Source organism: Thermosporothrix sp. COM3, assembly GCF_059696735.1.
Genome location: NZ_AP019376.1, coordinates 3,941,492 through 3,966,918, shown reverse-complemented (window position 1 = coordinate 3,966,918; position 25,427 = coordinate 3,941,492). Strand labels below are relative to the sequence as shown.

Below are 25,427 nucleotides of genomic sequence, written 5' to 3'. Positions count from 1 at the left end.
ATTCCCGTTGCGGGAACGAAACAGGAGGTTTGAAAGGCGACCCCGCTGATGTTCCAGGAACAGCGAGTCGTTGTCTGCGCCCCCTGATACGACAGTATGTATCCCTTTCGCATATCGAGATGAAGGCTTGCAGCGCCTGAACGGTTGCTGAGGGTTGAAAGAAAAAAGAAAAAGAAGAGAAGGTATTATGAGTCAGAAGAGTCTTGCCGAGCTACGTACATGGTTGGCTGAACAGGAACTTGATGCCTTCCTGGTCTCCGATGCAATGAATCGCTCATACCTGAGCGGCTGGTATAACGAAGATACCGAGAGTGCGGGTTGGTTGCTGGTCGGGCCGGAGCAACAGTATATTTTGACTAATCACCTGTACGCGGAAGAGGCCGAAAAAGAGGCGGCAGGCTGGACAGTTGTACTTCCTGAGGCGCGCCAATACGCGGCGGCAGTCGTGACCCATGCGCAGAAGCATGGCTGGAAGAAGATTGGCTTTGAGTCGCATGCGCTCAGTTTTGCTGTGTATGAGCAGTTACGGTCTCTCGGTGAAAGTGTTTACACGCTTCACCCCTATGAGAGCAGCAGCATTGAAGCCAGCCGCGTGGTCAAGCAGCCGCATGAGCTTGATCTGCTCCGCAAGGCTTTTGAGATTACCGATGCCGCATTCGCCCATATTTGTGAGTGGATTCAGCCGGGGATGACCGAGAAGCAAGTCCTCTGGGAGATCTACACCAAAATCGTTGAGCTTGGCGGCGATTCTGCCGGCCTGTGGGGAATTGTTGCTTCTGGCCCTAATGGCTCTATGCCGCATGCGCAGCCATCTGAGCGCCAGATTCAGCGTGGCGAGTTCATCACGATTGATATGGGAGCTCGCTATAAGGGCTATCATGCCGATATGACTCGTACTTTCTCGCTTGGTGAGCCGACCGATCCCCAGATGCGCGAGGTCTGGGAGGCTGTCCATTTCGCGATGAAGGAATGTGAGGCCGGTTTGCGTGCCGGAGTCAATGGTGTGGCGGCGGATGCGCTTGCCCGGAACGCGTTGGAGATGAAGAATCTGGCACAATACTATGTGCATAGCACCGGACATGGCGTGGGCTTACAGATTCACGAGGCTCCCAGCCTCTCACAACGCGCCCCGCAGGATGTCGAGCTTCCCGCTGGCTCGGTCGTGACTATTGAGCCCGGAGTCTACATTCCCGGCAAGGGTGGCGTCCGCCTTGAAGATTCTGCGCTGATAACCGAAAATGGAATCGAGATTTTAACGAAGTCACCATGCGTGATGGTACTTCCGAAATAGAAGGAGTAATGCATGATTACGACAGGCGACCTGAAGAAGGGTTTAACAATTGAGGTTGAGGGGCAGCCCTGCCAGATTCTTGACTGGCAGCATATTAAGATGGGCCGTGGTGGTGCAATTGTGCGCTTGAAGACCCGCAACCTGCGCACTGGCGCGATTACGGATCGCTCCTATGATGCTGGTGAGCGCTTCAAGAGGCTGTATCTGGATCGCTCGAATGTTATCTATCAGTACAATGATGGCCAGTTCTATCACTTCATGGACAACAGCACCTATGAGGATATCGCCCTGACCGAAGAGCAGCTTGGCGACGCGAAGAACTATCTCATTGATAACATGGAACTGGATATCGTTCGCTACAACGACGAGCCAATTTCGGTTGAGCTTCCTGAAAAAGTCGTTCTCAAGGTGACATATACTGAGCCCGGCTTCAAGGGTGATACTGCTACCGGTGGCTCCAAGCCAGCAACAACTGAGACCGGTTTTGTTGTTCAGGTTCCGCTGTTCGTAAATATCGGCGATTCGATCCGCGTCAATACTTCTACCGGGCAGTATGTAGAGCGAGTGTAGGGGATTCTTCCCCTCCTCCCTCTGACAAAAAATCTAGTATATGGAGTCTAAAGGCATTATGGATAGCGGTACACTGGCTTCCTCGAACGGGGATTACCGCGTTTCACAGGAAGAATATATTAAGGTAGAGCAATTGAAGCGCCTTGTCCAGATGATGGACAAAAGCGATGTATCTGAGATAGAGGTGAAGCAGGGTGCGGCGGGAACTCGTCTCGTCTTGCGGAAGGCCAAACTCGCAGAGAGTGGCACAACGGATATCGTAGAGGTTGTAGAGGAGAGCGAAGAGGCCCCCGAGGTTGAGAAGAAGTTTACCGTGACCGCTCCGCTTGTTGGCATTTTCCACCCCTGGGCCAAACCAAAGGGAAAGGCGCTGGTCTCTGTTGGCGATAAGGTCAAGGCCGGGCAGTTGATCGGTACGATTCAATCCCTGAATGTCTTGAATGAGGTTGAGACATCGGTTGCTGGCCGAGTGCTGGAAGTGCTGGTTCAAGATGGGCAGCCGGTTGAATATGGCCAGCCACTGGTGACTCTTGATATCGCTGAGGAGGCGTAGGAAGCTATGTCTGCCATGCATCCCGGGTATCTGCCGGGCTTTGCCGATGAATGGAGCGTTTCGGCTCTCTCCCGTTACCTGAAAGAGCTTTTGGAGACGGATGATGTTGTGCGATACGTTCGGGTGCATGGCGAAGTCTCCAACTGTAAGACGTATCCCTCCGGTCATTGTTATTTTACACTGAAGGATCAGGACGCGCAGCTCAACTGCGTCTTCTTCAAACAGGCCAGGTTGCGCTCTGAGGCCCCTACTCTGCGGAATGGCATGGCCTTATCCGCAGAGGGACGGATTTCATTTTATGATCGCGATGGCAAGCTACAGCTTTACGTTGAGAATGTTACGCCACATGAGGGGCCGGGAGTGCTGTTTGAGCGTTTTCAGCGTTTGAAGGAACTGCTGGAAGCGGAAGGACTATTTGCTCCGGAACGCAAGCGACCGCTGCCAGCGCAGCCCGAGGTAATCGGTATCGTGACCTCGCTTCAGGCGGCTGCGTTGCGCGATATGCTCTATATGCTCCGAACCCGATATCCGCTGGCGCGGGTGATTCTGGCGCCTGCTCTGGTGCAGGGAGAAGACGCCCCGGCTTCCATCGCGGCGGCGCTGGATCTGCTAAACGAGCATGATGAGGCCGAGGTCATCATTGTGGGTCGGGGCGGGGGGTCCATTGAGGAACTCTGGGCCTTTAATGAAGAGGTAGTCGCTCGGGCTATTGCGCGTTCTCGTATCCCTGTGATTAGCGCTGTCGGCCATGAAACAGACTTTACCATTGCGGATCTGGTGGCCGATTATCGGGCGCCCACACCAACGGCAGCGGCCACAGTGGCCGTCCCCGATATCGCCGATTGGCAGGCGCAGCTTACAGTGCTTCAGCGTCAACTCATGGATGCTATGCTTGAGCGCCTGAAAGAGCTCACAGACGAGGTTGAGAGCGTGCAGCGGGAGCTTGAGCGTGTCAGCCCGTTAAATATGATCGACGCTTATCAGCAGCGAATTGATAGTCTGACCGCCAGTTTGCAAATCTCGATGCGGCATCATATTTCGTTATATCAGGAACGTTTGCACGGTCTGGCGCTTCAGCTTCATTCTTTGAGTCCTCTGCTGACGATTGCTCGCGGCTATGCCGTGGTGCGGCGCGCCCGGGATCAGCAACCGGTGACTAGTACTCAGCAGGTCCAGGCGGGTGAAAACTTGACGATTCAGGTTCAAGATGGCACTATTCCTGTACAGGTTCTCGCTGAGCACATCCAGTCTACCGGGTAAAGGTGCTTGTCAGGCGCTCTGCCGGGCAAAAACACATGAGGTGAAATAATGGAAGAGCAGCTTTCATTTGAAGAAGCGTTTGCACGTCTCGAAGAGGCGGTTGCAGCGTTGCAAGATGGCAAACTTCCCCTGGAACGGGCCCTCAGCACGTATCAGCAGGGAATGGCTCTGGCTCAGTATTGTAATGAGATGCTCCAGCAGGCCGAGCTCACGGTGCAACAGCTCTCTGTTGACGACAGCGGCTCGCCGGTCGTGCACTCGCTGGATGGATTGAACGAATAAAAGGAATGAGGAGAGATTCCTTACTGACAGATGGTGAATAACTCTTTGTTTGATAACCGAGTTTTATGGGCCGCGGTTCTTGCATGGGCAATTGCCCAGATCAGTAAGACTATCTATGAGGTGATTCGCGAACGGAGATTGCTGCTCGGGCGTCTGGTCTCCTCTGGCGGCATGCCAAGTTCTCATTCGGCGCTGGTCACGGGCCTGGCAACTGCAACCGCTCGTATTGTTGGCATTGGTTCCCCGGAGTTTGCCATTGCCGCGGTTCTGGCCGGGATTGTGATGTACGATGCGGCTGGTGTCCGGCGGGCGGTCAGTATTCAGGCACGAATTCTGAACCAGATGATAGATGAGGCATTTCAAGGACGACCGTTTGCTGAAAAACGCCTGCGTGAGCTGATCGGCCACACACCATTTCAGGTGTTTGTGGGCGGCCTGCTTGGAGTATGCATCGGCCTGCTTATGACGGTCTGATTCTCGTCCTCCATTAGTACTTTTGAGTAGTCATACGCTTCCTGTTTTCGTCGTTTTCGGAGTCTCTCCTGCGACGAAAACTGATAAGCAGTCTTATCTACTTTTCTGTCTTCCAAACCCCCTATCATATTGTAAGTGAAGCGGCTTCTGTGGCTGTTTGAAGCCCTCTTGGTTCTGGTCTCGCTTCTCTGGTTGGTGATCTTTTGCAGGGGGCTCTGCTGCTCCTGATTCATCTCTTTGATTGTGCGGACGTTGCACTTTTCATGGGTGGTAAAATAGTTCTATGCACCTCATGTCCATTATTGAAAAGTGCAAATGGATCGGCTATAGTTACCTCTAGAGTATCGGGACCACCGAGATAGAGCGAGCAAGGGATAGTACGATTATATATAGGCACTCTACCGGTTGTCTGATCCTGTCTTATGCTTCGTTTGATGCAATGCGAGGCCGCATATCTGCTTGATGTCATTGCATGCATTCCTGAAAAGCACAATAGATGTTTGCCCTCTATACCCTGCTACTACTTACGCTCTTATTGGATGAGAGCGATTGTCTTATATAAGGGGAGTAAATGCGATGAAATTATTAATTATTGATAGTGATCGCGATCTTGTCGAAATGCTAACAAGCTGGTTGAAGACATTGGGACATGAGGTGTATCGAGCTTTTACCGAAGAGAAGGCGAGAATCGAATGGCAAGAACGTCGCCCTGATCTGGTGATTGCTGATCCTGCGATGCGTGACGCTGACATTCTGGAATTGTATCGTGAAATGCGCACCAAGCATGACGCCCTCCTCCTGATTTTGACCGATGGGAAAGATGTACAGGACGAGGTACGTTGTCTGGAATCCGGGGCCGACGACTACCTGCGTAAGCCGTTTTTCCCCTCGCAGTTGCTGGCCCGAATTCGCGCTATCAGCCGTCGCTCACGCGCAACGCTGGAACGTCGCCCCTCCTCCATTATCAAGGTTGGCCCTCTTTGTGTTGACTCCCTGCATAATGAAGTGACGATTCATGGTAAAACCGCCCGCTTGACCCCCACCGAGAGTAAGCTGCTGCACCTGCTAGCAATCAATGCTAATGATGTGTGTACTGCTGGACAGATTGTAACCCATGTATGGGGCTATGATGGGGATGGAGATACCTGTTTAATTAAGGCGCATATTCGTCATTTGCGCCAGAAGATCGAACCCAACCCCGGGAATCCTCGCTATATTTTGACCGTGCCTGGCGTGGGATATACTTTGATCCGGCGCAATGAGGATCTCGACCAGGAGAACGTTTCTGACGCCCGCTCTTTGCGTGTAGCGGCGCTGTAACAAAAGGCGTGTGAAAAGAAGAGCGTGGTATAAGCTCTTCTTTTTTTATGCCAAGTTGCAAACTCTCAACATGCCCGTGTTGCATATCACCATTTTTTCTCACCTTTCTCTATCGCCTCTGCACATCGATAAGGTAAGGTTGGTAGTGAGAGTGGCGAGGCGGTTTTGTGAATGAAACCGGGATGCGAAAGGTTGAGCTCGCTTCCGGTAAAAGAGCAGGTGTCATCTGGCACTGTTCGGACGGCGGTCGTGCATTCACAAGGGTTGCGAAGGGATGCAATCAAGCGCATCGCGCGAAAGGCGAGCAGAAAAGCCCTGTTGAATCCTGCAATGGCTGGATGCCCGCTGTCTGCTACAGTGGAGACAGCAACCGAGGGCTGTTTGCATGCCAGACGGTGCAAAGAGGCGCTCTTCCTTGTTTGTGTATTTCTGGTCAGGAGGTAAGCAAAGTCGGAAAATGGTACACATGCGAGTAAAATCGAAGGCTCTCCCGAAACCTGTCACACGTCCCGCTGTTATCCCTGGCCTGCGTGATTTACGCCATATACCTCATCGCTATCGGCGGCTATTGCCTCTACAGGTGATGCAGAAATATCAATGTGCGGTGATTGGAAAAGAGGGGAAGCTATTGACGGTTGCGGTGGTAGCTCAGCCAAAGGTTGATTTATATGGATTTATCTATCGGTTAACGGGCTGTGCGCCATTCTTTGTGTTGATTGACCCGTTCCGTATGCATCTTTTGCTCCAACGGGTTGAACGCTTTGAGCGGCAACGCACGCGCCTGGTCGATCCCTATTCTCCCTATCATCCGCTTCGTGTGCGTCCGCTCTTCTCCCTGCTTCCCTGCCATCTCTCAAAGTAGGAGAAGAGCTGATCTTACGCGCCTCCGCGTCCCAGGATCATCACCGGGATCGTCAGGATGATCAGCTTCAGATCCTGCCAGATTGACTGCATTTGAAGGTATTCGATATCCATTTCAATCATGTCTTGAAAGGAGACACGAGAACGTCCGTAGACCTGCCAGGTGCCAGTACAACCCGGTTTGCCACAGAGGCGGAGCCATTCTCGTTCGGTGTACATCTCGACCTCATAGGGCAGGGGAGGCCGTGGGCCAACCAGCGACATTTCACCGCGTAGTACGTTCCAGAACTGTGGCAGTTCATCGAGGCTCGTCTTGCGGATAATGCGCCCGACGCGGGTTACGCGTGGATCATTACGGAACTTGTAAGCGAGAGAGGGATCACCGGAGGTGTCGAGTTTGCCACCGTTCATAAAGAGTTTGATCTTCTCTTTGTGGATGTTCTGGTCACTGTCTACATACATAGATCGGAATTTGAGCATCTCGAAGACACGGCCATCCTGTCCGATGCGTTTTTGTCGGAAAAAGACCGGTCCTTCTGAGTCAAGCTTGATGCAGATGGCGATCAAAATGACGACGAACAGGAGAAGAGGGGCTGCAAGCAATGTAATCACAATATCCAGAAGCCGCTTTACTTTGAGATACGTAGGATTAAATGTGATAATACTGGCCTGTTCTTGCTGCAATACAGCCATACGGTTCGTTCCTCCCTCGATGGCATCATGAGATCCGGGTTCCTTATGTCATCTTACCGCGCCTCGGTGTATAACTGGTGAGAAAATGTATGGAGATATGGTAAAAAGTAGGGGCTTTGGTGGAAATACGTCGATATGGGGCCTGGCCGGAAGTTCTTTCTCATGCTGAATAGCGGGGAGCGGCTCAGACTGCAGGCATCTCTTTTCTTCCGGTTTGCTTTTATGGGGAGAATGGCGCATTCTGTCCTTTCCTGTTGGATAGGTTGGAAGCGTGCAGACGGAAATGGAGAACGCAGCGATCAGTGTCAAGTCTTCTCAACTCTGATTGGGTAGATTTACCTATCTTCTACCTGTTTGAGCATCTCTCTGCTACTCTCGTGTGCTACAGTTGCGATAGAAACAAATCAACCCTGTTGAACTAGCTAAAGGAGTGAAAGGTAAGTGCCTTCTCTGAAAGTGCCTCTTGTTGATTTACGCGCACAGTATATGACGCTCAAAGGTGAGATTTTGCGTGCGTTTGAAGAGGTTCTGGATAGCATGCAGCTCTTTCTTGGGCCCAGGACACAGGCCTTTGAGGAACAGTTTGCGGCATTCTGTGGCTGTCGCTATGGTGTCGGCAACTCGTCCGGTACCGAGGCTCTGGCCCTGGCGCTTCGTGCTTGCGATATTGGCCCGGGTGATGAAGTCATCACCGTTTCCAACACCTTTATCGCAACCGTTGAGGCCATCGCACAGGTGGGAGCTACGCCAGTTTTTGTGGATGTTGATCCAGAAACCTATTTAATGGACTGGCGTCAATTGGAGCGGGTGGTAACGCCGCGCACGCGGGCACTTCTACCCGTGCATCTTTATGGGCACGCGGTGGAAATGGGACCCGTTATGGAGTTTGCCCGTTCCCATAACTTACGTGTGATCGAAGATGCCTCACAGGCGCATGGTGCCACCTATCAGGGGCAGCGCGTGGGCAGCTTTGGTGATATAGCCTGTTTCAGTCTGTATTTCAGTAAGAATATCGGTGCCTTTGGTGAGGCGGGTATCTGCACGACCAATGATGCTGAGCTGGCGGCGAAAATGCGGATGTTGCGCGATCATGGCTCGCGGGTGAAGTATCATCATGATCTGATCGGGGGAAACTGGCGCATGGATGAACTACAGGCGGCTGCGCTGCTGGTCAAGCTCCCTCACCTTGAGCGCTGGAACGAAGCGCGCCAGGTCCATGCTCGTGCCTATACCGAACAGTTGCGTGATGTGGTGGAAGCAGTCCCGGTAGAGCGACCGTGGGGAACGCATGTGTTTTGCTACTATGTCGTTCAGGTTCCGCAGCGTGATCGCTTCCGTGAGGCGTTGGAGCAGGAAGGAATCGGCACGAATATTCATTATCCCATCCCGATTCATCTCCAGCCATGTTGTGCCCGCTATGGTTATCAGCGTGGGTCGTTGCCGGTGACGGAAGCCGCTGCTGAGCGCATTGTCTCTTTACCGATGTACCCGGAACTGACCCCGGAACAGAGGCAAATGGTTATTGATGCTGTGAAGCGAAATGTCTCTTTGTTGGCCGCTCAAGCATAAACACGCCCCTCTCTCGTACAGATGAACAGGTTTGTGGGGAACTGGACGGGGAACATGTGGAAGGAGCTTTCATGCGCGTTCATGGAACAACCGCTCGCGGAGACGCGACCATGAAAAGAGGTGAAGTCCTTCTTGCTCTCGTCAAGGAGAGGCTTGTAACAGTCTGCTGAGGATTGTAGCACAGACACATACAGAAACAAACGGACACAGTATTGAGAAATGCGAGCAAGGCTCATGTATGCCTCTACGTAGAAAGGCATGAGGGTGAACTGCACATCCTTCTCCTCTCTGATATGAAGGCCGCAGGAACTATGTGAAAGCAGGCGAGACTCATGGCTCTGCATATAGTCCTGTTTTTACCTGCCAAACCGTTTATGACGGAACCGGGTAAGCAATCTTCTCTTGAAATGGTGCTTTCACAATATGTCTATTCATATTGGGAGAAGGATGAAAAGCGAAAAGTGACAGTGAATACCCATACTTGACTGCATTTCTGAGGAACGTTTACAACACACACAAAAGAAGGATTATGTGTGAGATGGCGAAGTTGCGCTTTGGTGTCATTGGTTGGGGCTACTGGGGGCCAAAAATTGCGCGTAATCTGGACAGCTTGCCACAGGCCTCTGTGGCGATGGTTGCTGATCTGGATGAGCGCCGTCTTGCCCCCATACATGCTCATCAGCCCTGGATACATACAACGACAGATGTCGAGGAGTTATTGCATTCCGATGTTGATGCTGTGGTGGTTGCCACCCCGGTAAAAACACATTATCGGCTGGCTAAAGAGGCTTTATTGTGTGGCAAGCATGTCCTTGTAGAGAAACCTCTTACGGCCAGTGTGGCCGAGGCTGAAGAGCTTGTTGCTCTGGCAAAGGAGATGAACTGTGTGCTGATGGTCGGGCATACGTTTGAGTATAGCCCTGCCGTGAATGAGTTACGCAAACTGGTGCAGGCCGGAGAGCTCGGACGCATTTACTGTGTGGAAACCGAACGGCTGAATCTGGGGCTATTCCGCAATGATATCAATGTGATCTGGGATCTGGCACCGCACGATGTTTCAATTCTATTGTACCTCTTCGGGCAGCTTCCAGAGCAGGTCAAGGTACAGGCGCACGCTCACCTTCAGGCAAATATTCATGATATTGCGCATATCGATCTTGGGTTCGCCGATGGAATGACCTCTCACATTCATGTCAGTTGGTTACATCCTTGCAAGGTGCGGCGCGTGACTATTATCGGTGACGCTCGTATGGTTGTCTATGATGATACCAACCCTGCTGAGATGATTAAGGTCTACAACAAAGGGGCCGATGTCCATGCGGACCCGGTCGTCTCCTATCGCTATGGCGCGATTACGATTCCCCATATTGACTGGATTGAGCCGCTGCGATTGGAGTGCGAAGACTTTGTGAACTCGATTCTGAAGGGGACATCCCCACGGGCGAGTGGTGAAGTAGGGGTTGCGGTTGTGCGGGTACTTGAGGCAGCGCAGGAGGCGTTACGACAACAAGCAGCCTCGATGAGCGTCAGTGTTTCCTGATCGCCGAATTTCATGAAACCTCCTGAAAGCCTCGGTGCTCTCAGGAGGTACCTCGGAAAGATGCTTATCCTGCCAGCAGGCTTGCTGGTGACTGCATTGAGGCAAGAGTGCGTGCTAGTCCGTCCTCAAAGCGCACACTCGGGTGATAGTTGATGAGCTCTCTGGCTTTGCTGATATCTGCCAGACTGTTACGCACATCTCCCGGGCGAGCCGGACGATACTCTGCTTCTATCTCTCGATTCAGCAGCTTTCCGGCAATGCAGAGCATCGTATTCAGTGAGATACTCTCTCCAAGACCGATGTTCAGCACTTCTCCTACTGCACGGGGCGCTATCGCGGCTTGCAGGTTCGCCTGAACAACGTTCTCAATATAGGTAAAATCGCGTGTTTGTTCCCCATCGCCGAAAATAACAGGCCGCCTGCCTGTCAGAATTGAGGCTAGAAAACGCGGGACCACGGCAGCATATTCCGCATAGGGATCTTGCCGGGGGCCAAATACATTGAAGTAGCGTAAAGATACGGTTTCCAGCCCATAGATACGTGTAAACACATGGCAGAGCGTCTCGCCTGCCAGTTTGTGTGCTGCATAAGGCGAGATTGGCTCAGGGCGCATATGCTCCTGTTTGGGGAGCTGTGGCGCGTTGCCATAGATCGATGATGAGCTTGCGTAGACAACACGCCTGACACCAGAATCTCGGGCGGCAATCAAGACGTTCTGGGTGCCATTGACATTGATTTCCAGGGAGGCAGTTGGGGCGATGACAGAGCGTGGTACCGAGGCCAATGCTGCCTGATGAAAAATAATCTCGATGCCCTCCGTTGCTTTTTTGAGTGCATCGAGATCACGTATGTCTCCCTGAATGAATTCCACATCGTCGAAGCGCTGCCGCAACAAGGTGAGATTCTCGGCCTTGCCAACATCGAGGCTGTCAAAGATCCTGACTGCTTCACCTCGTTCGAGCAGCGTTTCCGCAATATGTGAACCAATAAAGCCAGCTCCACCGGTAATCAGATATCTGGTCATGAAAATATGGCCGCACACTTGTTCAAGGTGCGCCTCCCCCTTTCTAGTGGATACCTCGAAATTGCCGTAGATGCATACCGGTAATTCGGTATCTACGCATTATGGCGTGTCTCTATCACGCTCATTTGTCTATTACTGTAACAGATTTTTTCGTGCGTGTATATATATATCGGTCAATAAGAGGATAACTGAGAGGGGATTGTGACCGGCTTTGTTGAGTTTATGTATTCAGTTTTTTTGATAGGCTAGACTGTCACCATATCTTTTTCTGGAGCGGCATCGCTCAATGCTTCTATGTTGAAGAGCTGGCGATAGCCGTGAAGCAATGGTTCTCGGGTTTTCTCCCAACAAAGCTGCTGGCGAATCCGCTGGCGGCCATAGGCTCCCAGTGCCTCGCGCAAAGCTGCATCTTCAAGCAGGTGTTCGATACAGGCGGCGAACTCTTCAACGCGGTTCGGTGTGGCATAGAGAGCCGCTTCCTGAGCGGAAAAGCGGGTTTCCGGGAGATCAAATGCCACCACGGGTACCCCCATTGCCATATATTCCATTGTTTTCAGCATGGTGCTCTGGTCGTTCAGTTGGTTGCTCGGATCGGGAGAAAGGCCAATATCTGTCACGGCAAGATAGCGCAACATCTCAGGCCGGGGCAGCCAGCCGGTAAAGTGAACGAAGGCTTCTAGCTGAAGCTCATGCATCAGGTGTTTGAGTCGGGGAAGCTGTTCACCTTCTCCCATCAGGACAAGCAGGAGATCGCGCCGTTGATAGCGATGCACCAGTGTGTGGAGCGCATGGAGCACATATTCGACTCCATCTTGAGACCCCATCACTCCTACATATGAGAGCAGAAAGCGCTGTCCCTGCTTTCGGGCGGGCTCACGCGGAATATCAGTATAGTGGGCAAGCTCTGGGCCATTGCGCACCACAATCACCTTCTGCGGTGCGCAGGCTCCGCGCCTGATTGCCTGCCGCTTCTGTGACTCATTCGTTGTCAACACGAGATCGGCAGTGCGATAGGACCACTTTTCCAGTTGCAACAGGATATGATACAGGAACTTCATGCGCCCACCGAACTTGACTCGAAACATTTCCGGCGCCAGATCATGCTGATCGAAAATATATTTCTTGCCGAAGAGCTTGTAGAACAGACCGATTGCGAAAAAGGTATCGGGTGGGTTGGCGGCGTGGATGACATCAAAGCCATGCTTGCGCCAGACAACCAGACTCAGCCAGAAGGTCAGCAGCATCGAGACCAGATACTCCATTATGAAGCCGAGCGCTGTTTCCTGCTGGGGTTGGGCATAGCGATAGATGTGAATGTTGTCTATGCACTCATAGCTGGCCTGATCACGTGTCCTGCCTTTCGGGCAGATCACGCTGACCAGAAAGCCATGTTGCTGGAGCGTCTTCGCCTCGCGCCAGACGCGGGGATCAGAGGGAACTGAGAGGTTTTCTACCAGCATCAGCACTTTGGGAAGCTGTCTCATCGCTTGCCTCCCTCAACGCTGAAAAAGCGTACCCGGAGCCTCTGCGCTCGCTTTTGCTCCTTGTGACGAATGGCTCGGGTATAGAGCGCAAGCACATCTTTGGCAATGGTCATGTGATTGAGATGACAGATATCTTCGCGTCCGCTGGTGCGCTCAGGGTGGCGCAGAGCCTTTGCCAGTCCATCAGCCAGCGACTCTGCATTATGCTCACAGACGCTACAGCCCGCAGTCCGACCGATCACCTCGGCCACATCCCCCACGCGGGTTGCAACAACCGGGACATTGCAGGCCATCGCTTCCTTGACAACATTGGGTGATCCTTCCTGCACCGAGGGCAGAATCAGCGCGTTACTGGCGTTGATATAGCGCGTCACCTCTGTTTGCGGCAGCCCATTCGCGACGACCAGTTCTGCTTCAAGCCCGGTCTTCTCGCGCAAGCGTTTGATGGCCTGTTGCGCCAGTGCGTAATTCTTGACGGGGATCTCAGGGTTATTGGCGAAGACAACATAGAAACGGTCAGGATCCCATCCCAGGGCCCGGCGTGCCTCTTCACGCGGAATCGGTTGAAAGAGCTCGAAGTTGATCCCATCAGGAATCACGACCGCGTCGGCAAAGCGAGAGGCGCGTTTCATCTCCTCTGTCTTCACGGTGACCGCATCGACGTGCTTGCAGAGCCAGCGGCTGACGGCGACAACAAACAGGCTCTTCTTACTATGGCCTCCCCGTGGGGTGACGGTGCCAAGCAGATCGTCGCCCAGATATGCGGCAACAACGGGCGTGGTCCACTGTAAACGAGCCAGCAGACACCAGAGACCGTAGTGACCATTGATGATATCGTAGCGACCTGTCAGCGTCTTCAAAAAGACCTGGAGCGCGGTCGAAATATAGCGTATCGGCGTTGGCAGGGCGGGGTCAGGGTGAATGATATCAACCTGATGTCCAAGCGCCTCCAATGCATCTACCCAGGCCTTGATAAAGGTGCCTTTATGGGGCCGCGCGGGGGTCGGGTAGATGCCAGTGACCATAAGAATGCGGTAAGGCGATGCGTTGAGTGCAGACACGAATTACTACCCCTTCAATTGACATTAAGAGAGACTGACAGCGACCTTCTGATCTTCAGCAAGCAACTCCTCGACCGAGAGTTCGGGCTTTTCCAGCTTCGGGCTATCGATAAAGATGCGGAACCAGAGTTCCAGGCTGGCAAGCGTGAACAGTTGTGCCTGATAGTTGGTGCGCCCTTCAAGGTGCTCGCGGAGCATTCTGGCAATGAACTCCTCATTGAAATAGCCTCGGCTGCACAGGCGATCGGAGAGCAGCAACTGTGTAATCAGGTTGCGCTGGCCACCCCGGAACCAGATGCCGGTGGGCACATTGAACCCCATTTTCTTTCGGGTCAGGATGGGATGCGGCAGGAAATCGGTAAAGGCTTTTTTCAACAGATATTTGGCGCGGAACGGCTTGATTTTGTTATGTGAAGGGATGCTGGCGGCATATTCCATCAGGTGATAGTCCAGCAGGGGAATCCGTGACTCTAGCGAGGCTGCCATTGTCATCTTGTCGCCCTTCATCAGCAGGTTGTCCGGGAGCCAGATCCTGGTATCGAGATAGAGCATCGCCGACAGGTCATCGCGTTGCGGGTTCTTGCTCAACCAGCGCTGGAAGGCCCTCGCTGCATCCATATTGATGGAACTCAGGACGTGCTTGCTGAGCAGCTCATTTTTCATGGGCCCGTTAAAGATTCCGAACCAGGACATCCAGCGTTGTGGAGCAGGCTGTGAAAGGGTGCGAGCCGTGTTTTTCAGCTTGCGCATGCTATAGGGGAGCCTGTCAAGAAGCTGCTGGATGACGTTATCGCGTACGACCCGTGGCAGGATATGGTAATACTGGGCGATCCAGTCAACGACATATTTGGGATAGCCCGCGAAGAGCTCGTCCCCTCCCTCGCCTGAAAGCACGACCTTGACGTACTGGCGTGCCAATCTGGAGATAAGATAGACGCCCAGATCAGAGGGCTCGCTGACCGGCTCGTCTCGGTGCCAGGTGAGCAGGGGCCAGTATTGCGTCATATCAGAGGATTTCACCACCAGCTCATGATGGTCGGTACCAAAGTGACGGGCGACCAGCCGCGCATAGGGAAGCTCGCTATAGTCGGGGTGATCGAAGCCAACGGCAAAGGTTTTCACCTTCTGGTTGGTTAGCTTGCTCATAATGCCGGTGATAATGCTTGAATCGACGCCACCGCTGAGCATCGCGCCTACCGGCACATCCGCCATCATCCGCTCTTCGACGGCACGCCAGATATGGGCACGGATGCCCTGAATATAGTCTTCCTCGGCCTGCTGTTCGATCTTGCCGAACTGATAATCCCAGTAGCAGTTTTCCTGAAGGGTATCGTGCTCATACAGCAGCCAGTGCCCGGGTTGCACCTTATAGATATTGGCGAAGAGCGTCTCTGGGCCTGGCACATAGCGCACGCTGAGAAAATCTGCCATTGCCTGTATATCGGGCTCGCGTTTGACGCCAGGATGTGCCAGCAGCGCCTTGATCTCCGAGCCAAAGACAAGTGTCCCGTTGACATGTGTATAGTACAGCGGCTTTTTTCCTGCACGATCACGCGCCAGCAGCAGCCGCTTGCGGGGAGCATCCCAGAGCGCGAGCCCGAACATGCCATGTAGCCGGGTGAAGCAATCGAGTCCATATTCCTCATAGGCATGAATGATTGTTTCTGAATCACTGCTGGTACTGAAGCGATGTCCTTTCTCGATGAGCTCTTTGCGGAGCTCCTGATAGTTCCAGATCTCGCCATTGAAGACAAGCCAGATCTCTCCCGTCTCGTTGCACATTGGTTGGTGGCCGCCCTCAAGGTCAATAATGCTGAGGCGGGCAAAACCGAGCCCGAGGGGCCCATCCAGGTGATAGCCGGTGTCATCGGGGCCCCGGTGGTGAATAAGCTGTGTCATATGCTCTATGATCGCTTGTGAGGCCGGTTCACCGCTGCTTCCGTTGTAGTATCCACAAATTCCGCACATAGTTTCGCTCTCCTCATAAGCCCTGGATGGGGCCTGTTGCTTTCTACCGTTTCGCCGATATCATTTCGTCATACATTTTTAAATAGGTATGGGTGATAAGATCCAGGGAATAGTGCTGTTCAATTCGTTTCCTGGCCGCCTGACCGTAGCGCTTGAGTTTCTCGGGGTCTTGAAGCAGATCAAGAATAGCCTCAGCAAGGGCACGATAATCGTCGACCGGGATCAGACGACCATTGATCTCATCCTGAATGATGTCCTCACTGCCACTGACACGCGTTGCGATGCAGGGTAGGCCCGAGGCCATTGCTTCAAGCACTGCGTTTGGCATTCCCTCCCAGCGTGAGGGAAGAATGGAAAGGGCTCCACGATGGAGCTGTTGCGGTATATCGCTCCGTGCCCCGGCGAACTCGACGCTCTCCTGCACCTCAAGGGCCTGGGCCAGCTCGGTGAGCTGTCGGCGCAGTGGACCATCGCCGAAGACGATCAGCCGGGTGTCGGGGCGCTGTGCCTGCACCAGCTTCCACGCCTGAAGCAAGACATCAATACCTTTTTCATACCGCATTTGGGCGACACAGACAACTGTTCGGGACTTTTCAGGCAGCTCTTTTTCCGCCGGATGGAAGCGTTGTATATCGACGCCGCTCGGAATAAGGTGCGTATTGGGCAGGGCGAAATGATTCTCTTTGAGATAGTTCCACATACGTGAACTGGTAATAATAACTCTGGCATTGACCGTTTTCAGCAATTGATAGGCCAAAAGGACAAAGGGCCGCCCCAAACGTACCAGGCCTTCGAGATCCCCGTTGATCCAGTTCTGGTTATCCAGATGCAGACAGGGGGTTTCGGGAGGCAGTGGACCGGCCAGGAGCTTTACGGGCCCATTGCGCTTATCTCCGCCCGTGCTGCAAACAAGGATCAGCATTGGTTTTCTGGCAAACAGAGCTACAAGTGCATTTGGAAGCGTCAATGTGCTGAGTTGGTAGACATGCAGGAGATCATAACGGCTTCGATGCTTCCAGAGTGTCCAGCCAAGCATAATGAGAGCCAGGAAATACATCAGGCGCTGAAGAAGGCGCGGCAGCCTTTCTCTTCCCACAAGCACCGAGCGACCAACACGAATGACCGGAACGCCTTTGACAATCTCACGCGAGGCCCATTCCTTCTTGTGTTGGAACGTCACAACAGTTGCTTCATGCCCGAGGTCCCTCAAGATCCGGGCCTGAAGCAGCGCCTGTGTTTCAGCACCACCCACATATGGATGAAATGTCGCGATAACCAGATAAATACGTTTCTTTTGAGACATCTTTATTTTTTCTCAGTCAGCAGTGAATAATACAGTTCAATGGTACGGTGAACGATTGCTTTCAGATTATAGTCGCGCTCGACGGTTGTTCGTGCGGCCTGTCCCATGCGTTCAGCGTGTTCATGATCTTCGATGAGGTGTCGCAGTGCTTGTGCCATCGCCACGGGATCTTCTGGCGGTACAAGCAGTCCGTTCTCCTGATCGACAATCAGATCTTCGCTGCCGCTGACGCGGGTTGCCACGCAGGGGAGCCCGCATGCCATCGCCTCAAGCAGCGCGTTTGGCATGCCTTCCCAGCGCGAGGGGAGCACGAACCCCCATGACTGGTGAAGCAGGTCCATGACATCACGCCGAAGTCCCAGAAACTCAACGCTGTCCAGAATGCCGAGCTCGCTTGCGATCCGCTCTATCTGTGGGCGAAAAGCTCCTTCCCCGACGAGTCGCAGGCGGGGTTGTATATCGGAATGCCATTCCCGCATCATGCGGGCCCAGGCGTGAAGTAGCACATCAACCCCTTTAGGATATTCCATGCGGGCGACGCAGGTAATAATGCGCTCTCGCTGCTCGGGGGTGGGGCGCCGCTCAATTGGCCTGACCTGTTCGGTATCGATGCCGTTAGGAATGCGGAAAATCTTCTCCTGCGCGATCCCGTTCGCTATCAGATAGGCCGCGCTGCGATGGCTGAGCACCTGATAGCGGGCATGAGAGCGCTTTAGATAGCGCTGAAAGAGCCCACCCCAGTAAATAGAGCGCTTCATATCGTCCAGATCGCCAGCGGTCCAATCGCCAGCGGGAACGCGCAGGAGCTCGGGCGGGAGCTTCCCTTCCAGCGTGTCGGCCATCAGCATTGCACCCTGCTGACGAATGCGTGTCAATTGTTCCTGTGTTGGTCCTGCGCTCTGCACGCTGATGAGCAGCGGCGTCCCGGTGAAACGGGTGATAAACGCGGCGATTGCGCCAAGCGTGCCAACCTGCATCATATGGATCACATCGAAATGGTGGCGCATGCGCCAGAGCTTGATGAAGGTCATCAGCTCATAGGGAAGATGCCCGGTACGCCCGATGCGGAGCCGCCCGTCAGGATAGTAGAGGCCGCCGATGCGCAGAATCGGCAGACCGTTATGTATGGAGCGTTTATCCCAGTGCTTATAGTGCCGCAGTGTCATCACCGTCACGTCATGCCCGAGGGCGCGAAGTTGTTGCGCGTGTTTTTCGGCCTGTGCCTCCGAGCCGCCAACAAATGGGTGAAACATAAACGAAAAGACACAGATACGCAGGCGTTTGCCGGGGGTTGGTTGTTCAGGCATGAGTTACCTCCATTGCCTCCACGCTTTGGGGGCGGGAGATTTGGTTCCAGTAAGGCAGGAAGGGAAGCGCAAGGATCATCCAGATATAGATGCTGACTTGCTGGCTCCACATCACCGTGATTACAAACGCATGGACAAAGACATTGAAGAAAACGGCTACCCCCATTGCCAGCACAAGCCGGTGCTCCGGTGAGGCATAGCGCATGCGCCGGATCATTGTCCAGGGCAGGGAGATCATCAGGAGCAGCAGGATTGTTAGCCCGATAAAGCCATGATCGTACATCGATTCCAGAAACACATTGTGCGGCGCGTTATCCACGATACCCGCTCCAATTGAGACTGGTTGCTCAATCAGCAGAATATTTGAGCTATAGAGGCCTTCGCCGAAAATAGCTGCCGGGTTAAAGTGCTCAAGCACTGCCTGCCACAGATAGGTACGCCCATTCAGGGTAAAGATGTCGCTGCTGAAGAACCGCTCAAAGACCGGAATGTTCAGGGCAGAGGTCACAATGAGCGCCAGGATGAACAGGACAACGGCGCCGCCAAGCAGCCACACACGTAGCTTCTTGTAGGGGAGCAGCATCAGCATCAGGAAAATGCTGACCGCCACACTCCCCAGCGTGGTGCGGGTGAACGTGACGCCCAGACCGGCCAGCATCAGGCCGAGCACAATACCACCAAGCAGGCGCGTAGGCCACGTCTTGAGCGTGAACAAACGGTAGATCGCCAGTGGAATGGTGAGCGCCTCAAAAAGCGCCAGGGTCGGGGGCGCAGCAAAGATTGAGCCCGCGCGGAAGAGTCCCGCGATCTCGTTATCATAGTGGCCGTCAGTATGAGTAAAGTAGCCATAGATGCCGTAGAGCGAGATAAAGACGGTCATCGCTAGAATGCCATCAACCAGCAGCAGCATGCGTTTGCGGGTGTTGATATGATGCATCATCAGGATCGGGACTGCGATACAGGCCAGATGAACCAGCCACATCGTCATAAACTCAGAGATGCTCACACGGATAAAGGGAAGCCCGGGAAGCATCCAGAGCACATAGGCTGTCAGGATTGCCAGTGGCGGCATCCAGCGGAACGCGGGCTTGATTGGCGTAACCAGCATCAAAGCCAGTGTTGGGAAAGTCAGTCCCGAGAGCAGGTTATGTCCGTTAAAGATCTGAATGGTCGAGCCAATCAGTGCATCCAATCCCACCCAACTGAGAAGCAGGATATAGGGGGACTGCATCAGGAACATCAGCACAATTGAGCCAAATGCGGCGCTAATTGCCAGCTTGCTATTTGTCACGGTACCGACAATGCCGGCTCCAAAGGCGACCATTGCGGCCCCGATCTTGAACACCTGCCTGAGCAATTGTGAACGGCCCATGCCGTTCTCTTCACGCCACTCACGCCAGAGATCGTAATAGGGACCAAGCCCGAGCTTGAGCAGCACCGTCAGAATCTGTTTCGGCGGCTGGAAAAGGTGCAGCGGCCCGATCATGCGGCGCAGCGTGATAAGCAGGATGAACATCGAGACGAAATAATAGGCCGAGGTCGCAAGGGCAATACCGAAGCTCTGCCAGAAAAAGCTGAAGACCGCGTCAAACAGCGCGTTCAAGATGATGTTGATAGTGGTCATCATCAACAGGACGCGTGTTTTTTGCAGAGCGCTGAAGGCCCGTGAGACGGTAAAGCCAAAGGCCATCGGGGTTAAGCCGATCGCAAAGCCTATCAGGATGTTCGCTGTGAGCGCGGTATCCTCGGTATGGAAGCGGCCTCGCTGGAAGAGCAACTGCACGATAGGGGTTGCCAGTACGATCATGATGAGCGAGAGCACTGTAACCGCGATGCCCAGACCCCAGAGGTAGAGACGCAGCGTCTCTTTGAATGCCTTCATATCCTTGATCGCTGCCTGTCGCGACAGGTACGGCAGAGCCGCCCGGCCGACCGAGGTAAAGATCACACCGGTGAAGACGCCGACCAGCTTTTCAGCGTTTTTGAGCGCGGCAACGCTTCCCTCATGTGGGATAAAGGACGAGAAGAGCATATCGAAGTAGGGGGCAGCCTGACTGATCAGGGCCCCAACCAGCGCGGGCCAGGCCGTCTGCCAGATCTCGGGAAGCTCCTGCATGCGTAGATCAATGACCGGGATCAGACGGATTTTCGTCTGAAAAAGTCGGATCATTGTGATGACAAGCTGGAAGGTGGTGCCTGTTAGATAGCCGACACAGTACATCACAATGCCATATTGCTTGTTGCCAATAACGATAAACAGGGCGGTAGTAATTGGCACGAGCAGGCGTGAATAGGCAGCCCAGCCAAACTGCCCCTCGGCATTGACCAGACACTCAATATAACCGCTCAAGGTCGAGGTGATAATCACCGGGAAAATCCAGGGGGCCAGGCTGACCGCTAGCTGCGAGGTCGTCTCTTTCAGACCCGGACCCCAGAGGAAGATCAACGGTTGCCGCAGCAAGAGCATGATGCCGGTACAGACAATCAGCCCGATAATGAAGAGAAAAAACACCGTGCTGATCAGCCGGGATGCGTATTCTTTCCCTTTCAGCCGCGCTTTTGTGTAGACCGGGATAATGGACGATTCGATTGAGCCTGATAGCAGGTCAGGAAGCAGCAATGCGACAACCGAGGCGACATAGTAGGCATCCAGTTCTGCTCCCTGGCCGTAGATTGTTGTCACGACCAGCAGCAGTACCATACCCATCATGCGCGATAAAAGATTTGCCGAGGCCAGACTGAGCAGGGCGCGAAAGATATTTCTATTGGCCGATTTAAGCCGTACCGCCACCAGGCGTGCGCTTGTTGTTCCTGTACTCTGGCTGTCGATTGCTACAGCGTGACCACTCTGTGTAAGGTTTGGCGGTTGGGACATTGTTTTCCGACCATTCTGTTATACGTAGTTTTTAATAGTTCAGCTTGAATATTGTTGACTGTAGAAGCGCCTTTTGGCAATACACTGTACCTTGTTTGCTATTGTTTCCTCGTGGGCTGGCGAAACGAGAGACGGTATAATGCTAACTGGTAAGCAGCGAGCCGCCGCTTGAGCGTTGCGGGAGCTTCGAGCCCCCGTTTGGCTCAAGCTGAAAGCGTTTAGCGGCGCTGGTTGTTCTGTTGTGGTTGCTGTTGCGAGAGCAGCCCTCTTGATCCGTTCAGTGGCGGCATCATTGGTGCCGAGCCCGGAGCCATTGAAGGGGCATTGGGCATCATTGACGGTGAATTGGGTGCCATCTGGTGACCGGGCTGCATCTGCTGCATAGGTTGCATCTGGGCAGGCTGCATCTGTGGCTGGTTCGCTACCGGACTGGCCTGCTGGGGCACACGCTGTTGTGCTGCCGGAGCAGCCTTAAGTAGCGGTGCACCTTGTGTCTGGACCGAGCCGCGATAGTCATGAATATCGCCATATTCAGGCCATTGGCTGCGGTTGATCGCCAATCCCAGAACGCGGGTTCCCGTGCGGCGTAAAATTTGCATGGCTCTATTCAACAAACGACGCGGCGAACGAGAGGCCGCTACAACCAGTACCGAGACCTCAGCATAAGAGGCCACAATCTGGGCATCAGCAACCGGGAGCAAGGGCGGCGTATCAAAAATAACGTAGTCAAAGCGGTTCGTATCCTGATAGTGCTTGAAGAGGCGACGCGCCGTGTCCGAGATCAGCAATTCCGCGGGATTCTGCGGGCGTGTGCCAGCAGGCATTAGCCTCAGGGTCGGGATCTCTGTCGGGATGCCATCAAGCGCCATTTCGTTGTTTCCCCAGACACCCATAAGGATCTGTGCCAGACCGTTCTGATTGTTGATATGGAAATGCTTGTCTAGCACGGGGTTGCGCAGATCGGCATCAACCAGCAGCACCCGTTTGCCTGACATCGCCAGAAAGGTCGCGAGATTGGCCGCAATGGTGCTTTTTCCTTCACCGGCGAGGGCGCTGGTTAGCATAATCAGCTTAAATGGCTGCTGAGTCTGAGCGGTCGCAATATTGGAACAGAGCACACGGCAGCCTTCCGCCAGTTCGGGTGTGTCCTCCGCGTTCTTGCCCTGTTGATTCTTCGAGAGCTCGGGAATGATAGTCAACGCGTCGGCCTCCAGCAGCTTCTGCATCTCTTCTGGATTGGGGACGCGATCATCGAGCCATTCAAAAACAACTATCAAGGCGATTGCCAGACCAAACCCTACCAGGGCACCAACAATAGCGTCCTGTGTCGGCTGAGGCTTGCTCGGGCGAGTGGGTTCGATCGCCGGTACCACGCGCAACTGAGAGACGCCACCAAGCTGCGTGTTCTGGTACTGAGCGAAGTTCTGGGCTACATCATTGGTGATGTTGGTTGCCATCTTCGGGTCTTCATCGCTGACGGTAACTTCAATCACCTGGGTGCCACCTATCTGCTTGACTGAAATCTTGCTGGCGAGCTCGTTGGCCGATTGCATGTGATACTTGCTCACTACAGGCTGCAACACTGTCGGGTTGGTGACCAGCTCGATATAGGTTGGGAGCAGCGTGAGGGCTGCCGTGGCGTTGTCCGATGGAGATGATGATGTCTGCAACGTGACCACGATACTTGCAGATGCTTTGTAGGTTGGTTTAATAAACAACTTCGATACGGCAAAGGTGCCCACACCACAAATAACGACCCCTACAACTACCAGCCATGCCCATTTTTTGGCAAGCAGTATGTAGCGACTGAGAGATATTCGCATGTATATACCGTCCTTACCTCGTTAAAAATCGGAATCGTGTATGAGAAAAACGAGTCGCCTCCATTATGTTTTTTACAATAAAAATTGAAATTTGTATCTGATATAGGCTTTTTGTAATGGGTTACCCTCACCTTTGAGGGAAACGCATTAAAAAGATACTATCCTATCTATTGGATTCGGGTTGTTACAGGTGTTGAGATGGCGTGGAAAATGCGAGGGACTGGTGCACATCCCTACTCTTCTTTTTCGCGTCTTTCTGCCCTTTTTTCGGCCACAGAGAACATGGATTTCTCTACACCCTGTTCCAGAGTTCTACTGATTCTCCACCCGAATGTACATCGCTTTACCACAGGCGTATGCTATCGTTCTAGTGCAGAAGTGCACACGCCTGCATTTTCTCTCACATCCCACAGGAGGGATGTGGCGTGCCGCAATCTATATGGTTGCTACAGTCTGAAAAACATGCCAACGAACAAGCAGTAGATAAACAAGTACGCAAGCAAACGGGAGGTATCCCCTGCATGAAGTTTCGCATCGCAGGTGCTATAGTGCTCTTCATTATCGTGAGTCTGGTGCTGGCTATCTTCCTGGGTGATCCAGCTATGATGATGAAGGCCTTTCAATCATCTGGTTCGGGCAGTCCCCCGGTTGCGCCGACCTCAGTTCCCGCGGACGCAAACCCGATTGTGAAGGAAAACGCTCAGCCCGGCTCAAATGAGTGGCGTATTCCTGCCGGGAAAGAGGCCACAACTCAGATTCAGGCCTACGCAGGGGCTGTATCGGTAGATCCAGGACAATCATTGCAATTTTATGTGAGCACCCAGAAGGCCGGAACTCCCTACTCCATCCAAATCTTTCGGCTGGGCTGGTACTCAGGCTTTGGCGGTCGCTTACTGAAACTGGTCCAGAATCAGGAAGGAGAGGCGCAGGGATACTATGAAGAGCGCACGCGCAAGCTGGTCGCCTGCTCTACCTGTTATCAGGGAACGGATGGGCTGATTGAGGCTCGTTGGAAGCCCTCATATACGCTTGAGGTGCCGCAGGACTGGACAAGTGGTGTCTATCTGGCAAAGTTTACCGATGCGAGTGGCTGGCAAACCTACGCTCCTTTTGTCGTTCATGGAAACCCCAATTCTCGCTATGTTGTGGTGACGCCAGATACCACAATGGCTGCTTCTAACGAGTGGGGAGGCAAGAGCCTGTATGATATGGGAAGCGGCTTCTTTAGCGAGAATAGTTTTGCCCCGACCGCCGCAAAAGTGTCCTTTGATCGTCCCTATTTGTACTATGCCGGAGCCAGCCAGGTCGTGTCGCTGGAACTGAACGCCATTCGCTGGATGGAACGGCAGGGTTATGACCTTTCTTATATCAGCAATGTCGATCTGCATCGGCAGCCGCAACAGCTTCAGCGCCACAAAGCCACTATTTCTATCGGTCATGATGCCTATTGGACGCTTGAGATGCGGCAGGGCTATGAAGCGGCGCGGGATAAGGGCGTCGGTCTGGCCTTTCTGGGAGCCGCCGACGGCGTCTGGCAGATGCGCTTTGAGGCGAGCAGCACAGGAACCCCTGATCGCACGGTTATTTGCTACAAGGTCTCCTCAGAGGAAAACACGTTGAGTAGAGACCCGATGTATGCGACTGATCACACACGTGTGACGGCCCAATGGCGAGATCCTGTGCTCCACCAGCCTGAAAGTACTCTGATTGGCGTGATGTACTCCGATATGTCGCGTGGGCAGGTTGATTTTGCATGGAAGGTGAACAAGGACGCGGACCAGACTTTGCTGAAGAACACCGGCATTCAGCCCGGCAAAGGCTACGGATGTAGCTATGTAGGCTATCTCTGGGACCGGGTGTATCGGGATTCTTCACCGGCTAACCTGAAAGTGCTTGCGACATCAAATGTCCATAACGAAAACAACAAAGAGGATGTCAGCAATACAACCTACTATATTTCCCAGTCGGGGGCAATGGTCTTCGCAACCGGTTCCACCTACTGGACCTATGCGCTCGACAACTATCGCCCGACGTACCTGCCAGACCGAAACTGGGAGTGCGGCGACACGGAGTCACCGGAGATGCAGGCATTACTGGCAAATGTGTTTCATGAGCTGGTAGAGCGCCACTCGCCGAATGCGCTGTAAATGAGATAGGAGGGAGCACAAT

General features: G+C 53.4%; 20 protein-coding genes. 11 read left to right on the top strand and 9 right to left on the bottom strand.

The annotated features are described in order from the left end of the window. The first annotated feature begins 187 nt into the window (after positions 1-187). From KTH_RS16805 to KTH_RS16770, 8 genes are all read left to right on the top strand, one after another. Positions 188-1,291, top strand: a complete 1,104-nt coding sequence (locus tag KTH_RS16805; RefSeq protein ID WP_111318181.1) for a M24 family metallopeptidase — start codon at positions 188-190, stop codon at positions 1,289-1,291. A 12-nt stretch (positions 1,292-1,303) separates the two neighbouring features. After that, a complete protein-coding gene (gene efp / locus KTH_RS16800) occupies positions 1,304-1,861 on the top strand; it encodes an elongation factor P (RefSeq protein ID WP_111318179.1) in 558 nt (185 codons plus the stop codon). A 58-nt stretch (positions 1,862-1,919) separates the two neighbouring features. After that, complete coding sequence (locus tag KTH_RS16795) at positions 1,920-2,414, top strand: acetyl-CoA carboxylase biotin carboxyl carrier protein (protein WP_497620100.1); 495 nt, start codon at positions 1,920-1,922, stop codon at positions 2,412-2,414. 6 nt (positions 2,415-2,420) lie between these two features. Continuing rightward, a complete protein-coding gene (xseA, locus tag KTH_RS16790) occupies positions 2,421-3,674 on the top strand; it encodes an exodeoxyribonuclease VII large subunit (protein ID WP_497620098.1) in 1,254 nt (417 codons plus the stop codon). A 48-nt stretch (positions 3,675-3,722) separates the two neighbouring features. Beyond that, a complete protein-coding gene (xseB, locus tag KTH_RS16785; RefSeq protein WP_111318173.1) occupies positions 3,723-3,956 on the top strand; it encodes an exodeoxyribonuclease VII small subunit in 234 nt (77 codons plus the stop codon). Between the two features lie 30 nt (positions 3,957-3,986). Continuing rightward, positions 3,987-4,430, top strand: a complete 444-nt coding sequence (locus KTH_RS16780; RefSeq protein WP_111318171.1) for a divergent PAP2 family protein — start codon at positions 3,987-3,989, stop codon at positions 4,428-4,430. 576 nt (positions 4,431-5,006) lie between these two features. Further along, a complete protein-coding gene (locus KTH_RS16775) occupies positions 5,007-5,750 on the top strand; it encodes a response regulator transcription factor (protein WP_497620096.1) in 744 nt (247 codons plus the stop codon). A 466-nt stretch (positions 5,751-6,216) separates the two neighbouring features. Beyond that, positions 6,217-6,612 carry a hypothetical protein gene (locus KTH_RS16770; RefSeq protein WP_497620094.1) on the top strand — a complete coding sequence of 132 codons (396 nt, stop codon included), beginning with the start codon at positions 6,217-6,219 and terminating at the stop codon, positions 6,610-6,612. A gap of 14 nt (positions 6,613-6,626) precedes the next feature. On the opposite strand, the gene KTH_RS16765 is transcribed toward KTH_RS16770, so the two are convergent. Then, positions 6,627-7,304, bottom strand: coding sequence for a sugar transferase (locus KTH_RS16765; RefSeq protein ID WP_497620092.1), 678 nt, complete (start codon positions 7,302-7,304; stop codon positions 6,627-6,629). 441 nt (positions 7,305-7,745) lie between these two features. On the opposite strand from KTH_RS16765, the gene KTH_RS16760 reads away from it, so the two are divergent. Together KTH_RS16760 and KTH_RS16755 are read left to right on the top strand one after the other, a co-directional pair. Next, the gene (locus KTH_RS16760; protein WP_211325987.1) at positions 7,746-8,873 is read left to right on the top strand and encodes a DegT/DnrJ/EryC1/StrS family aminotransferase; all 1,128 of its coding nucleotides are present in this window, start codon (positions 7,746-7,748) and stop codon (positions 8,871-8,873) included. A 538-nt stretch (positions 8,874-9,411) separates the two neighbouring features. Further along, the gene (locus KTH_RS16755) at positions 9,412-10,413 is read left to right on the top strand and encodes a Gfo/Idh/MocA family protein (RefSeq protein WP_111319525.1); all 1,002 of its coding nucleotides are present in this window, start codon (positions 9,412-9,414) and stop codon (positions 10,411-10,413) included. 64 nt (positions 10,414-10,477) lie between these two features. Here KTH_RS16755 and KTH_RS16750 read toward each other — a convergent pair whose 3' ends face one another. The 8 genes from KTH_RS16750 to KTH_RS16715 form a co-directional block, all read right to left on the bottom strand. Then, a complete protein-coding gene (locus KTH_RS16750) occupies positions 10,478-11,437 on the bottom strand; it encodes an SDR family oxidoreductase (protein ID WP_111318158.1) in 960 nt (319 codons plus the stop codon). Positions 11,438-11,682: 245 nt separating this feature from the next. Next, positions 11,683-12,921, bottom strand: coding sequence for a glycosyltransferase family 4 protein (locus KTH_RS16745; RefSeq protein WP_497620090.1), 1,239 nt, complete (start codon positions 12,919-12,921; stop codon positions 11,683-11,685). Beyond that, positions 12,918-13,982, bottom strand: coding sequence for a glycosyltransferase (locus tag KTH_RS16740; protein ID WP_497620088.1), 1,065 nt, complete (start codon positions 13,980-13,982; stop codon positions 12,918-12,920). Before KTH_RS16740 ends, KTH_RS16745 begins: the two co-directional genes overlap by 4 nt. Before the next feature lie 24 nt (positions 13,983-14,006). After that, entirely contained in the window at positions 14,007-15,950 is a 1,944-nt protein-coding gene (asnB, locus tag KTH_RS16735; RefSeq protein ID WP_497620086.1) for an asparagine synthase (glutamine-hydrolyzing), read from the bottom strand. A 43-nt stretch (positions 15,951-15,993) separates the two neighbouring features. After that, positions 15,994-17,253 (bottom strand): glycosyltransferase family 4 protein, encoded by a 1,260-nt coding sequence (locus KTH_RS16730; RefSeq protein WP_497620085.1) that lies wholly within the window; start codon positions 17,251-17,253, stop codon positions 15,994-15,996. A 2-nt stretch (positions 17,254-17,255) separates the two neighbouring features. Then, positions 17,256-18,560, bottom strand: a complete 1,305-nt coding sequence (locus KTH_RS16725) for a glycosyltransferase family 4 protein (RefSeq protein ID WP_497620083.1) — start codon at positions 18,558-18,560, stop codon at positions 17,256-17,258. Continuing rightward, a complete protein-coding gene (locus KTH_RS16720) occupies positions 18,553-21,435 on the bottom strand; it encodes a lipid II flippase MurJ (protein WP_497620082.1) in 2,883 nt (960 codons plus the stop codon). Before KTH_RS16720 ends, KTH_RS16725 begins: the two co-directional genes overlap by 8 nt. Positions 21,436-21,653: 218 nt before the next feature. Beyond that, on the bottom strand, positions 21,654-23,258 hold the full coding sequence (locus KTH_RS16715; RefSeq protein ID WP_497620080.1) for a tyrosine-protein kinase domain-containing protein: 1,605 nt from the start codon (positions 23,256-23,258) through the stop codon (positions 21,654-21,656). A gap of 521 nt (positions 23,259-23,779) precedes the next feature. Between KTH_RS16715 and KTH_RS16710 the strand changes: the two genes are divergently transcribed. Next, entirely contained in the window at positions 23,780-25,405 is a 1,626-nt protein-coding gene (locus KTH_RS16710) for a N,N-dimethylformamidase beta subunit family domain-containing protein (RefSeq protein WP_137686090.1), read from the top strand. Positions 25,406-25,427: the final 22 nt, after the last annotated feature.

Excerpts from the sequence above, each read along its gene's own strand:
- KTH_RS16805 (WP_111318181.1), top strand. The coding sequence starts at position 188 with ATGAGTCAGAAGAGTCTTGCCGAGCTACGTACATGGTTGGCTGAACAG.
- efp (WP_111318179.1), top strand. The coding sequence starts at position 1,304 with ATGATTACGACAGGCGACCTGAAGAAGGGTTTAACAATTGAGGTTGAG.
- KTH_RS16795 (WP_497620100.1), top strand. The coding sequence starts at position 1,920 with ATGGATAGCGGTACACTGGCTTCCTCGAACGGGGATTACCGCGTTTCA.
- xseA (WP_497620098.1), top strand. The coding sequence starts at position 2,421 with ATGTCTGCCATGCATCCCGGGTATCTGCCGGGCTTTGCCGATGAATGG.
- xseB (WP_111318173.1), top strand. The coding sequence starts at position 3,723 with ATGGAAGAGCAGCTTTCATTTGAAGAAGCGTTTGCACGTCTCGAAGAG.
- KTH_RS16780 (WP_111318171.1), top strand. The coding sequence starts at position 3,987 with ATGGTGAATAACTCTTTGTTTGATAACCGAGTTTTATGGGCCGCGGTT.
- KTH_RS16775 (WP_497620096.1), top strand. The coding sequence starts at position 5,007 with ATGAAATTATTAATTATTGATAGTGATCGCGATCTTGTCGAAATGCTA.
- KTH_RS16770 (WP_497620094.1), top strand. The coding sequence starts at position 6,217 with ATGCGAGTAAAATCGAAGGCTCTCCCGAAACCTGTCACACGTCCCGCT.
- KTH_RS16765 (WP_497620092.1), bottom strand. The coding sequence starts at position 7,304 with ATGGCTGTATTGCAGCAAGAACAGGCCAGTATTATCACATTTAATCCT.
- KTH_RS16755 (WP_111319525.1), top strand. The coding sequence starts at position 9,412 with ATGGCGAAGTTGCGCTTTGGTGTCATTGGTTGGGGCTACTGGGGGCCA.
- KTH_RS16750 (WP_111318158.1), bottom strand. The coding sequence starts at position 11,437 with ATGACCAGATATCTGATTACCGGTGGAGCTGGCTTTATTGGTTCACAT.
- KTH_RS16745 (WP_497620090.1), bottom strand. The coding sequence starts at position 12,921 with ATGAGACAGCTTCCCAAAGTGCTGATGCTGGTAGAAAACCTCTCAGTT.
- asnB (WP_497620086.1), bottom strand. The coding sequence starts at position 15,950 with ATGTGCGGAATTTGTGGATACTACAACGGAAGCAGCGGTGAACCGGCC.
- KTH_RS16730 (WP_497620085.1), bottom strand. The coding sequence starts at position 17,253 with ATGTCTCAAAAGAAACGTATTTATCTGGTTATCGCGACATTTCATCCA.
- KTH_RS16725 (WP_497620083.1), bottom strand. The coding sequence starts at position 18,560 with ATGCCTGAACAACCAACCCCCGGCAAACGCCTGCGTATCTGTGTCTTT.
- KTH_RS16720 (WP_497620082.1), bottom strand. The coding sequence starts at position 21,435 with ATGTCCCAACCGCCAAACCTTACACAGAGTGGTCACGCTGTAGCAATC.
- KTH_RS16715 (WP_497620080.1), bottom strand. The coding sequence starts at position 23,258 with ATGCGAATATCTCTCAGTCGCTACATACTGCTTGCCAAAAAATGGGCA.
- KTH_RS16710 (WP_137686090.1), top strand. The coding sequence starts at position 23,780 with ATGAAGTTTCGCATCGCAGGTGCTATAGTGCTCTTCATTATCGTGAGT.